The organism is Nonomuraea insulae (assembly GCF_042656245.1).
In genome coordinates this window covers 18,336-27,975 of sequence record NZ_JBHSPA010000078.1, presented here as the reverse complement: position 1 = coordinate 27,975, position 9,640 = coordinate 18,336, and the positions used below count along the sequence as shown (strand labels likewise).

The window sequence follows — 9,640 nt, the reverse complement described above, 5'->3', positions numbered from 1 at the left end:
GATCTCGAAGTCCATCGCATCCCCCGAACTGGGGTGTTGCAACGAACCCTAGAACCCAAGGGTTCACGGCGGGCCTTCCAGGAGTGGGGCGTGTCCTAGTAGATGCGGTGCACCGAACCGCAGTACTTGTACTTGCCGCCCCAGCAGGTGTAGGTGTACAGCTTGCTGATCCCCTTGATGCTCCAGGTGTGGTCGTACTGACCGTTCCAGGAGTAGAAGCGCTTGCCGGTGCCGCCGCCCTTGTACTCGTAGCGGAACCAGACGTAACCCTTCTTCGGGGAGTACTCCTTGCCGTACCAGTGGGTGTAGACCTTGTAGCCCTGCTTGTAGGTCTTGCCGTAGGTGTAGGCCTTCTTGTTGCTGGAGTAGTACTTGCCCCAGCTGCCCTGAGAGGTGGCGGCCTGGGTGGTGCTACCGGCGGCGGCCGTGGCGGCCTGCGCGGCGGGAGAGACGGCCAGACCGGTGAGTGCGATCGAGCCGGCGAGGGCGGTTGCTGCAAGGACCTTGCGCATGAGGGTTCCTCCGTGAGTGGTGCGTGCTTCGCGACACACCTCACGTTAGGAATCCGGACGTATCCGCACTGCGCACGAATGCACACAGTGCACTAGTGCACAAAGTCCTAGGGGCGCTTCGGCGGGTTGTTGCCGAAGATGGTGCTCATCAGCAGGATCACGCCCCACGGGCCCATGACCCACAGCGGCCAGGGATAGATCAGGTCGCCCGACGTGATGCTCACGATCAGCCAGATCACCCAGTTGATGCCGCTGGCCACGGCCCAGGCGCTCCAGGCCGCCTTCATGCCGGAGTGCATGCCCTGCTGCGCCGGCTTCTGAGACGCCCTCGGCGCCTCCGCCTTCACGGGGAGGTGGCGCAGGTCCACATCGGGCAGGTCCACCGTCAGCTTGGCCAGCTCACCATAGGTCCTGCTCTCGTAGAGCGACTCCAGCCGCTCGTTGAACTCCTCCATCGTGATGCGGCCCTGCGCGGTGTGCTCGCGGAGGATGGCGGCGACTCGGTCACGGTCGGCGTCGGAGGCACGCATCTCGGGGCTGTTCGCCATCCCACCCACTCCCGGCTAGTTCTGCAATTGGGCCAAGCGCTCTTTGCCCGCATCTAGGGCGGTAAGCACCCAAGGACCATTATGTGTCACCGCGACGCTGTGCTCGAAGTGTGCGGACTGCTTGCCATCGATCGTTACCACGGTCCAGTCGTCGGTCAGTACGCGCGTGCGCTCCGTGCCCAGGTTGACCATGGGCTCGATGGCCAGGCACATGCCCTCTTCGAGCACCGGGCCCCGGCCCGGCTTGCCGTGGTTGGCGATCCAGGGGTCCATGTGCATCTCGGTGCCGATGCCGTGGCCGCCGTACTCGGGAGGGATGCCGAAGCGACCCTGCGACCTGATGTAGCGCTCCACCTCGTAGCCGATGTCGGACAGGTGGCGGCCCGGCGTCAGCGCGGCGATGCCGCGCCACATGGACTCCTCCGTGATCCGCATGAGCTCCGTCAGCTTGGGGTCGACCTCGCCCACGGGAACCGTCACGGCGGAGTCTCCGTGCCAGCCCTCCAGGATGGCGCCGCAGTCGATCGAGATGATGTCGCCCTCACGCAGCTCGCGGGCGCCGGTCGGGATGCCGTGCACCACCTCGTCGTTGACCGACGCGCAGATCGTGGCCGGGAAGCCCTGATAGCCCTTGAACGACGGGATCGCGCCCTCGTCCCTGATCGCCTTCTCGGCGATGACATCGAGGTCGAGCGGCGTCATTCCGGGCTGCACAGAGCGCTTCAGCAGATCGAGCGTGCGCCCGACCACCAGGCCGGCAGCGCGCATCTTCTCGAGCTGCTCCGGCGACTTGATCTGAATGCCGTGTCTGTTGCGTTTGAACATCTTCTGCCCCCCAGGGTCTCAACGGGCCACGGTGGGGACCCAATTCCCCCCACAATAGCCGCGAGGTGGCACGGAACCCCGTGCCACCTCCGCGAATCGGTCAGATGAGGACTAGCCCATGAACGGCCGGATCGCGTCCATGGCCCGCTGAGTGACCTCCTCGACCGGGCCGGTCGCGTCGACACCCACCAGGATGTCCTCGTCGGCGTAGTAGGAGACCAGCGGCGCCGTCTGCTCCTGGTAGACCTCCAGGCGGTGCCTGACCGTCTCCTCCTTGTCGTCGTCACGCTGGAACAGCGCGCCCCCGCACGCGTCACACTTGTCGTCCTTCTTGTCGTCGAACTCGACGTGCCAGATGCGGCCGCACTGACTGCACGTGCGCCGGCCGGCCAGCCGCCTGACCACCTCGTCGTCGTCGACGACGAGTTCGAGTACGAGGTCGAGCGCCTGGCCCCAGTCCTTGAGCATGTCGCGCAGGATCTCCGCCTGCGCGACGTTCCTCGGGAAGCCGTCGAGCAGGAACCCGTCCTGCGCGTCGTCTTCGGACAGACGGTCACGGACCATGGCGATGGTGACCTCATCGGGCACCAGGTCGCCACGGTCCATATACGTCTTGGCCAGCTTGCCAAGATCCGTGCCGCCGGAGACGTTGGCACGGAAGATGTCACCTGTCGAAATCTTCGGGATGGACAGGTTCGATGCGATGTACTGGGCCTGCGTCCCCTTACCCGCTCCGGGGGGCCCGACCAGAACGAGACGCACTACCGCAGGAAACCTTCGTAGTTACGCTGCTGCAGCTGGCTCTCGATCTGCTTCACCGTGTCCAGGCCGACGCCTACCATGATCAGAATGCTCGTCCCTCCGAACGGGAAGTTCTGGCTCGCACCCGACACCGCCAGCGCGACGATCGGGACCATGGAGATCAGACCCAGATAGAGCGCGCCAGGCGCGGTCAGACGGGTGAGCACGAAGTTCAGGTATTCAGCCGTCGGCCGGCCGGGGCGGATGCCCGGAATGAAACCACCGTACTTCTTCATGTTGTCGGCGACTTCAGTGGGGTTGAAGGTAATCGACACGTAGAAGTACGTGAAGAAGATGATCAACAGGAAGAACGTGGTCATGTAGATCGGCGTGTCGCCCGTGGCCAGGTTCTGTGAGATCCAGGTGATCACCATGTTGTCGCTGGTCGAGAAGAGCGACGTGAGGAGCTGCGGCAGGTAGAGCAGCGACGAGGCGAAGATGACCGGGATGATGCCGGCCTGGTTGACCTTCAGCGGGATGTAGGTGGACGTGCCGCCGTACATCCTGCGGCCGACCATCCGCTTGGCGTACTGGACCGGGATGCGCCGCTGCGCCTGCTCGACGAAGACCACCGCGGCGATCATGAAGATGCCGACCACCATGACCACCGAGAAGGTGAACTTGTTGGCCTGGAAGATGTTGGCCAGCTCGGACGGGAAGACCGCGACGACCTGCGTGAAGATCAGGATGGACATGCCGTTGCCGACGCCGCGGTCGGTGATGAGCTCGCCCAGCCACATGATCACCGACGTGCCGGCGGTCATGATCACAACCATCGTGACGATGGAGAAGATGTTGTTCGGGTCCTGCAGCACGTCCTGCTGACAGTTCGGGAAAAGCTGGCCGGTGCGGGCCAGAGCGATGAAGGCGGTCGACTGGAGAATGGCGAGCCCGATGGTCAGATAACGCGTATACTGCGTGATCTTGGTCTGACCGGCCTGGCCTTCCTTCTTCAGAGCCTCGAGACGCGGAATAACGACGACGAGCAGCTGGAGAATGATGCTCGCGGTGATGTACGGCATGATGCCCAGCGCGAACACCGACAGCTTCAGCAGTGCACCGCCACTGAACAGCTGGACCATCCCGTAGATGTTGCCGGTGTCTCCGCTACGGGCCTGGTCGAAACAGGCTGCGAGGTTCTGGACGTGGACTCCCGGGGTCGGCAGAACCGAGCCGAGACGGAAAAGCGCGATGATGCCCAGGGTGAAGAGCAACTTTTTGCGCAGGTCCGGTGTCCGGAACGCCCGGGTAAACGCGGTCAGCACGGTCCCTCCTGCGCGCCTTTACGGCGTTGTGAGTAAGCGATGGTGCGGGGATCTGCCATCTGAAGTCTCATGTCAAACGAGCCGGACAGAAGCCTGCCGTCTCGCGAACTCTAACGCACTACGGGCGTGGGGGCCCATTGTCAAAGCCCCCACGCCTCGTCATAGCGTTACTACAGCTCGGTAACGGAACCACCGGCAGCGGCGATCTTCTCCTTCGCGGAGGACGAGAAGGCGTGAGCCCGCACGTTCACCGCGACCGAGATCTCGCCGGTGCCGAGCACCTTCACGAGCTGGTTCTTGCGAACAGCACCCTTGGCGACCAGCGTCTCGACGGTGACCTCGCCACCATCGGGGAACAGCTCGCCGAGCCTATCGAGGTTGACGACCTGGTAGGTCGTCTTGAACAGGGCGTTGGAGAAGCCTTTGAGCTTCGGCAGACGCCTCTGCAGCGGCACCTGGCCACCCTCGAAGCCGAGGGGGACCGTCGTACGGGCGTGGCTGCCCTTGGTGCCGCGACCGGACGTCTTGCCCTTCGACGCCTCGCCACGACCCTTGCGGACCTTGGCCTTGTTGGCGCCGGGGGCGGGACGCAGGTCGTGAATCTTGAGCGGAGCCTTGTCAGTCATGACTAGTCGACCTCTTCCACCTCGACGAGGTGCGTCACCACGGAGACCATCCCGCGAATCTCGGGCCGGTCCTCCTTGACGACGACGTCGCCGATTCGCTTCAGGCCAAGCGAACGCAGCGAGTCACGCTGGTTCTGCTTGCCGCCGATCTTCGAGCGAGTTTGAGTGATCTTCAAACGCGCCATGACTAGCTCACCGCCTTAGCGGCAGCCGCCTCGGCGATGCCCTCACGCTGAGCCTTGAGCATCCGAGCCGGAGCCACGTCCTCGATCGGCAGGCCACGGCGGGCGGCGATCTCCTCGGGCCGCGAGAGGCCCTTCAGAGCCGCCACGGTGGCGTGCACGATGTTGATCGGGTTGTCCGAGCCGAGCGACTTGGACAGCACGTCGTGGATGCCGGCGCACTCCAGGACCGCGCGCACCGGGCCACCGGCGATGACGCCGGTACCGGCCGAGGCAGGACGCAGGAAGACGACACCGGCCGCCTCCTCACCCTGCACGGTGTGCGGGATGGTGCCCTGGATCCGAGGCACCTTGAAGAAGTGCTTCTTCGCCTCTTCGACGCCCTTGGCGATGGCCGCGGGTACTTCCTTGGCCTTGCCGTAGCCGACGCCGACCATGCCGTTGCCGTCACCGACGATGACGAGGGCGGTGAAGCTGAAGCGACGACCACCCTTCACGACCTTGGCCACTCGGTTGATCTTCACTACGCGCTCGATGTACGAGACGCCCTTGTCAGCGGCGCCACCGCGGCGATCGTCACGACGGTCACGCCGCTCGCCACCGGTGCCGCCACCGCGACGCGGAGCTGCAGCCATCAGTGGTTCCTCTTCTCAGTTGCCATCAGAATTCGAGCCCGCCTTCGCGAGCGCTGTCCGCCAGGGCCGCAATGCGCCCGGCGTAGCGGTTGCCACCGCGGTCGAAGACGACCTGGGTGATCCCGGCTTCCTTGGCCCGCTGAGCGAGGAGCTCGCCGACCTTCTTCGCCTTTTCCGTCTTGTCCGCCTCCAGCGTGCGCAGCGAGGAGTCCATGGTGGACGCGCTCACCAGCGTGTGGCCGACGGTGTCGTCCACGATCTGGACGAACATGTGACGGGCCGACCGGTTGACGACCAGGCGCGGGCGCACAGTCGTACCGACGACGAACTTGCGGACGCGGCGGTGACGGCGGGCCCGCGAGACGGTGCGGGCAGCCGTGTGCTTGCTGAACGCAGTCTTCGGAGCCATGCCTACTTACCAGCCTTTCCGACCTTGCGGCGGATCTGTTCTCCCTGGTAGCGCACGCCCTTGCCCTTGTACGGGTCAGGCTTGCGCAACTTGCGGATGTTGGCCGCGACCTCGCCGACCTTCTGCTTGTCGATGCCGTCCACGTGGAACACGGTCGGCCTTTCGACACGGAAGGTGACGCCCTCGGGGGCGTCGACGATGACCGGGTGACTGAAGCCCAGTGAGAACTCCAGCTGCGTCGGGCCCTTGGCCAGAACGCGGTAACCGACACCGACGATCTCAAGGCTCTTGGAGTAGCCCTGAGTGACGCCCTGCACCATGTTGGCGATCAGCGTCCGGGACAGGCCGTGCAGCGCACGGACCTTGTTCTCGTCGTTGGGCCGGGAGACGGCGATGGTGCCGTCCTCGTCGCGCGCGACCGAAATGGGCTCGGCGACCTTGTGAATGAGCGTGCCCTTCGGGCCCTTGACCTGGACATCCTGGCCTGTGATCGTGATGTCTACGCCACTCGGCACAGGGATGGGCAGCCGTCCGATTCGCGACATGCTGTGTTCCTCCCCTCTACCAGACGTAGGCGAGGACTTCCCCGCCCACACCACGCTTGCCGGCCTGCTTGTCGGTCATGAGACCGGCGGACGTCGAGATGATCGCGACGCCCAGCCCGCCCAGGACTCGAGGCAGATTGTCCTTCTTCGCATAAACCCGCAGACCGGGCTTGGAAACCCGGCGCAGGCCCGCGAGCGAACGCTCACGGGTAGGCCCGAACTTGAGCTCCACCACGAGGTTCTTTCCAACCTTGGCGTCCTCGACGGCCCAGGTCTGGATGTAGCCCTCCTGCTGGAGGATCTCGGCGATGTGCGCCTTGATCTTCGAGTACGGCATCGACACGCTTTCGTGGTACGCCGAATTCGCATTACGCAGACGTGTGAGCATGTCTGCGATCGGGTCGGTCATCGTCATGGCCAGTGGCCTTCCTCGCCGCGGTTTCCAGTCGGTGAAGCAGTTCTCATGGTCGAGTCCGCCTTTCGGCTACCTCTCCCTGCTCTACCGGTGGACCTTCGGCGCGGTCACGGACGCGGGATGCGTCCTGATCTTCTACTACCGAATATGAATACCTGGGGGGCGGCACCTGGCCGCCCCTCAGGGTATCTACCAGCTCGACTTGGTGATGCCAGGCAGTTCGCCCCGGTGCGCCATCTCGCGGAAGCACACGCGGCAGAGCCCGAACTTCCTGTAGACCGCGCGCGGCCGGCCGCAACGCGAGCAACGAGTGTACGCGCGGACCTCGAACTTCTGCTTGCGCCCCGCCTTGGCGATCAGCGACTTCTTCGCCATTGGATCAGGCCTCCTTGAACGGGAAGCCGAGGAGCTTCAGCAGCGCCCGGCCCTGGTCGTCGTTCTTCGCGGTGGTCACGATCGTGATGTCCATGCCCCGCGGACGGTCGACCTTGTCCTGGTCGACCTCGTGGAACATGACCTGCTCGGTCAGACCGAAGGTGTAGTTGCCGTTGCCGTCGAACTGCTTGGGCGACAGGCCGCGGAAGTCCCTGATACGGGGCAGCGCCAGCGCGAGCAGCCGGTCGAGGAACTCCCACATACGGTCGCCGCGCAGCGTGACGTGCGCGCCGATCGGCATGCCCTCGCGCAGCTTGAACTGGGCGATGGACTTGCGCGCCCGGACGACGGCCGGCTTCTGGCCGGTGATCGACGTGAGGTCGCGGACGGCGCCCTCGATGAGCTTGGAGTCGCGAGCCGCCTCGCCGACGCCCATGTTGACCTTGATCTTGGTCAGGGCCGGGATCTGCATGACGTTCTCGATGCCGAACTGCTCGCGAAGCTGGGCCGCGATCTCCTCGCGGTACTTCGTCTTGAGTCGCGGCGTCGGGCGCTCGGTCTCAGTGGTCGTGGCAGTCATCAGCTGTCCTCACCCGTCTCGTCGGCCTTCTCGTCGGCCTTCTTGTCGGCGGGCTTCTCGTCCTTGAGCTTCTTCACGTTCGAGACGTGAATCGAGGCCTCCATGGTCTGCACGCCGCCGGTCTTGGCGCCGCGAGGGCCCTGGTGGGTCTCCTTGGTGTGCTTCTTGATCATGTTGACGCCCTCGACGACCACGCGGTCCTTGTCGGGGAGGGCGGCGATCACACGACCCTTGGCGCCCTTGTCCTTACCGGCGATGACCTGGACCAGGTCACCCTTCTTCACATGCAGACTCTTCGGCATTTACAACACCTCCGGCGCGAGCGAGATGATGCGCATGAACTTCTTGTCGCGCAGCTCCCGGCCGACCGGGCCGAAGATACGAGTGCCACGAGGGTCACCGCTGTCCTTGATGATGACCGCGGCGTTCTCGTCGAAGCGGATGTAGGAGCCGTCGGGCCGGCGGCGCTCCTTGACCGTGCGGACGATGACGGCCTTGACCACATCGCCCTTCTTGACGCCCGTGCTGCCCGGCAGCGCGTCCTTGACAGTGGCGACGATGACGTCGCCGATACCGGCGTAGCGTCGGCCCGAGCCACCGAGAACACGGATGCAAAGGATTTCCTTCGCGCCCGTGTTGTCGGCGACCTTGAGCCGCGACTCCTGCTGGATCACGTCTTAACTCCTGTTAGTCGCGCCGGTTCTCATCGCTGAGCCTGGCGGAACCTGTCATTGTCTTGTTCCTCCGGCCACAGCGCCCCGTGGGGCGCCGCACCGCAGGCGACGCGAGGCCGGTGGGCCCCGCGTCCTTGGACACCGTCATGGGGGCTCTGAGAGCCCCCACGAGGCGCGGTATATCCGAGAGGCCTGGGTTACTTGGCCTTCTCGAGGATCTCCACGACCCTCCACCGCTTGGTGGCGGAGAGGGGACGGGTCTCCATCAGCAGCACGCGGTCGCCGACGCCACAGGCGTTGGCCTCGTCGTGCGCCTTGTACTTGGTCGTACGGCGGATGACCTTGCCGTACAGACGGTGCTTGACGCGGTCCTCGACGGCGACGACGACGGTCTTGTCCATCTTGTCGCCGACCACAAGGCCCTCACGGACCTTGCGGAAGTTCCGCTGCTCGTCCGTGGTCTCGGTGGTCTCGGTGCTCTCGGTCTCAGCCATCGCTCGTCTCCTTCTCGACCGTGACGATGCCCAGCTCGCGCTCGCGCATCACGGTGTAGATACGGGCGATCTCGCGGCGGACGGCGCGCAGCCGCCCGTGGCTCTCCAACTGACCGGTCGCTGCCTGGAAGCGGAGGTTGAACAGCTCCTCCTTCGCCTCCTTCAGCTTCTGGACGAGGGTGTCCTCGTCCTCGAGCCGCAGATCACCGGCGGTCAGGCTCTTAGCCATCACGCCTCACCCACTTCACGCTTAACGATCTTGCACTTCATCGGGAGCTTGTGGATCGCCCTGGTGAGCGCCTCACGAGCCACCGACTCCCCCACGCCCGACAGCTCGAACATCACGCGTCCGGGCTTGACGTTGGCGATCCACCACTCCGGCGAACCCTTACCGGAACCCATGCGGGTCTCGGCGGGCTTCTTGGTGAGCGGACGGTCGGGGTAGATGTTGATCCACACCTTGCCGCCACGGCGGATGTGACGGGTCATGGCGATACGAGCCGACTCGATCTGGCGGTTGGTCACATAGGAGTGCTCCATCGCCTGAATGCCGTACTCGCCGAACACGACCCTGGTGCCGCCCTTGGCGGCTCCGCTGCGGTCAGGCCGGTGCTGCTTGCGGTGCTTGACCCTGCGCGGGATCAGCATGGTCAGCTCCCTTCAGCACCCGGCTGCGCAGCCGGGCCGGTCTCGGGGGCGGCCTGAGAGGCCGCCTCATTGCGGGGGGCGCGGTCGCCGCGGCCCCCCCCCCCCC

18 protein-coding genes are annotated in these 9,640 nt (G+C 65.0%); all 18 read right to left on the bottom strand.

What is annotated here, in order from left to right; translation table 11 throughout:
• Nucleotides 1–95 precede the first annotated feature (95 nt).
• On the bottom strand, nucleotides 96–512 hold the full coding sequence (locus ACFPZ3_RS51480; protein WP_379521769.1) for a hypothetical protein: 417 nt from the start codon (nucleotides 510–512) through the stop codon (nucleotides 96–98).
• A 107-nt stretch (nucleotides 513–619) separates the two neighbouring features.
• Entirely contained in the window at nucleotides 620–1,060 is a 441-nt protein-coding gene (locus ACFPZ3_RS51475) for a DUF1707 SHOCT-like domain-containing protein (RefSeq protein ID WP_379521768.1), read from the bottom strand.
• A gap of 15 nt (nucleotides 1,061–1,075) precedes the next feature.
• Nucleotides 1,076–1,885 carry a type I methionyl aminopeptidase gene (gene map, locus ACFPZ3_RS51470; protein WP_379521767.1) on the bottom strand — a complete coding sequence of 270 codons (810 nt, stop codon included), beginning with the start codon at nucleotides 1,883–1,885 and terminating at the stop codon, nucleotides 1,076–1,078.
• A gap of 111 nt (nucleotides 1,886–1,996) precedes the next feature.
• Nucleotides 1,997–2,647 carry an adenylate kinase gene (locus ACFPZ3_RS51465; protein WP_379521766.1) on the bottom strand — a complete coding sequence of 217 codons (651 nt, stop codon included), beginning with the start codon at nucleotides 2,645–2,647 and terminating at the stop codon, nucleotides 1,997–1,999.
• On the bottom strand, nucleotides 2,647–3,951 hold the full coding sequence (gene secY, locus ACFPZ3_RS51460) for a preprotein translocase subunit SecY (protein ID WP_379521765.1): 1,305 nt from the start codon (nucleotides 3,949–3,951) through the stop codon (nucleotides 2,647–2,649). Before secY ends, ACFPZ3_RS51465 begins: the two co-directional genes overlap by 1 nt.
• 170 nt (nucleotides 3,952–4,121) lie before the next feature.
• On the bottom strand, nucleotides 4,122–4,577 hold the full coding sequence (gene rplO, locus ACFPZ3_RS51455; RefSeq protein WP_379521764.1) for a 50S ribosomal protein L15: 456 nt from the start codon (nucleotides 4,575–4,577) through the stop codon (nucleotides 4,122–4,124).
• 2 nt (nucleotides 4,578–4,579) lie between these two features.
• The gene (gene rpmD / locus ACFPZ3_RS51450) at nucleotides 4,580–4,762 is read right to left on the bottom strand and encodes a 50S ribosomal protein L30 (RefSeq protein ID WP_262849257.1); all 183 of its coding nucleotides are present in this window, start codon (nucleotides 4,760–4,762) and stop codon (nucleotides 4,580–4,582) included.
• Between the two features lie 2 nt (nucleotides 4,763–4,764).
• Nucleotides 4,765–5,394, bottom strand: coding sequence for a 30S ribosomal protein S5 (gene rpsE / locus ACFPZ3_RS51445; protein WP_345558123.1), 630 nt, complete (start codon nucleotides 5,392–5,394; stop codon nucleotides 4,765–4,767).
• A gap of 25 nt (nucleotides 5,395–5,419) precedes the next feature.
• Nucleotides 5,420–5,803, bottom strand: a complete 384-nt coding sequence (gene rplR, locus ACFPZ3_RS51440) for a 50S ribosomal protein L18 (RefSeq protein WP_379521763.1) — start codon at nucleotides 5,801–5,803, stop codon at nucleotides 5,420–5,422.
• Nucleotides 5,804–5,805: 2 nt separating this feature from the next.
• On the bottom strand, nucleotides 5,806–6,348 hold the full coding sequence (gene rplF, locus ACFPZ3_RS51435) for a 50S ribosomal protein L6 (protein WP_379521762.1): 543 nt from the start codon (nucleotides 6,346–6,348) through the stop codon (nucleotides 5,806–5,808).
• A 16-nt stretch (nucleotides 6,349–6,364) separates the two neighbouring features.
• On the bottom strand, nucleotides 6,365–6,763 hold the full coding sequence (gene rpsH / locus ACFPZ3_RS51430; RefSeq protein WP_379521761.1) for a 30S ribosomal protein S8: 399 nt from the start codon (nucleotides 6,761–6,763) through the stop codon (nucleotides 6,365–6,367).
• A 189-nt stretch (nucleotides 6,764–6,952) separates the two neighbouring features.
• On the bottom strand, nucleotides 6,953–7,138 hold the full coding sequence (locus tag ACFPZ3_RS51425; RefSeq protein WP_020542298.1) for a type Z 30S ribosomal protein S14: 186 nt from the start codon (nucleotides 7,136–7,138) through the stop codon (nucleotides 6,953–6,955).
• A 4-nt stretch (nucleotides 7,139–7,142) separates the two neighbouring features.
• Nucleotides 7,143–7,718, bottom strand: coding sequence for a 50S ribosomal protein L5 (rplE, locus tag ACFPZ3_RS51420; RefSeq protein WP_364112946.1), 576 nt, complete (start codon nucleotides 7,716–7,718; stop codon nucleotides 7,143–7,145).
• Entirely contained in the window at nucleotides 7,718–8,008 is a 291-nt protein-coding gene (rplX, locus tag ACFPZ3_RS51415) for a 50S ribosomal protein L24 (RefSeq protein WP_379521771.1), read from the bottom strand. Before rplX ends, rplE begins: the two co-directional genes overlap by 1 nt.
• A gap of 12 nt (nucleotides 8,009–8,020) precedes the next feature.
• Complete coding sequence (gene rplN / locus ACFPZ3_RS51410; RefSeq protein ID WP_026214151.1) at nucleotides 8,021–8,392, bottom strand: 50S ribosomal protein L14; 372 nt, start codon at nucleotides 8,390–8,392, stop codon at nucleotides 8,021–8,023.
• Nucleotides 8,393–8,589: 197 nt separating this feature from the next.
• Nucleotides 8,590–8,886 carry a 30S ribosomal protein S17 gene (rpsQ, locus tag ACFPZ3_RS51405; RefSeq protein ID WP_379521760.1) on the bottom strand — a complete coding sequence of 99 codons (297 nt, stop codon included), beginning with the start codon at nucleotides 8,884–8,886 and terminating at the stop codon, nucleotides 8,590–8,592.
• Complete coding sequence (gene rpmC, locus ACFPZ3_RS51400; RefSeq protein WP_379521759.1) at nucleotides 8,879–9,115, bottom strand: 50S ribosomal protein L29; 237 nt, start codon at nucleotides 9,113–9,115, stop codon at nucleotides 8,879–8,881. The genes rpsQ and rpmC overlap by 8 nt, the downstream gene beginning before the upstream one ends.
• Complete coding sequence (gene rplP, locus ACFPZ3_RS51395) at nucleotides 9,115–9,534, bottom strand: 50S ribosomal protein L16 (RefSeq protein ID WP_379521758.1); 420 nt, start codon at nucleotides 9,532–9,534, stop codon at nucleotides 9,115–9,117. The genes rpmC and rplP overlap by 1 nt, the downstream gene beginning before the upstream one ends.
• Nucleotides 9,535–9,640: the final 106 nt, after the last annotated feature.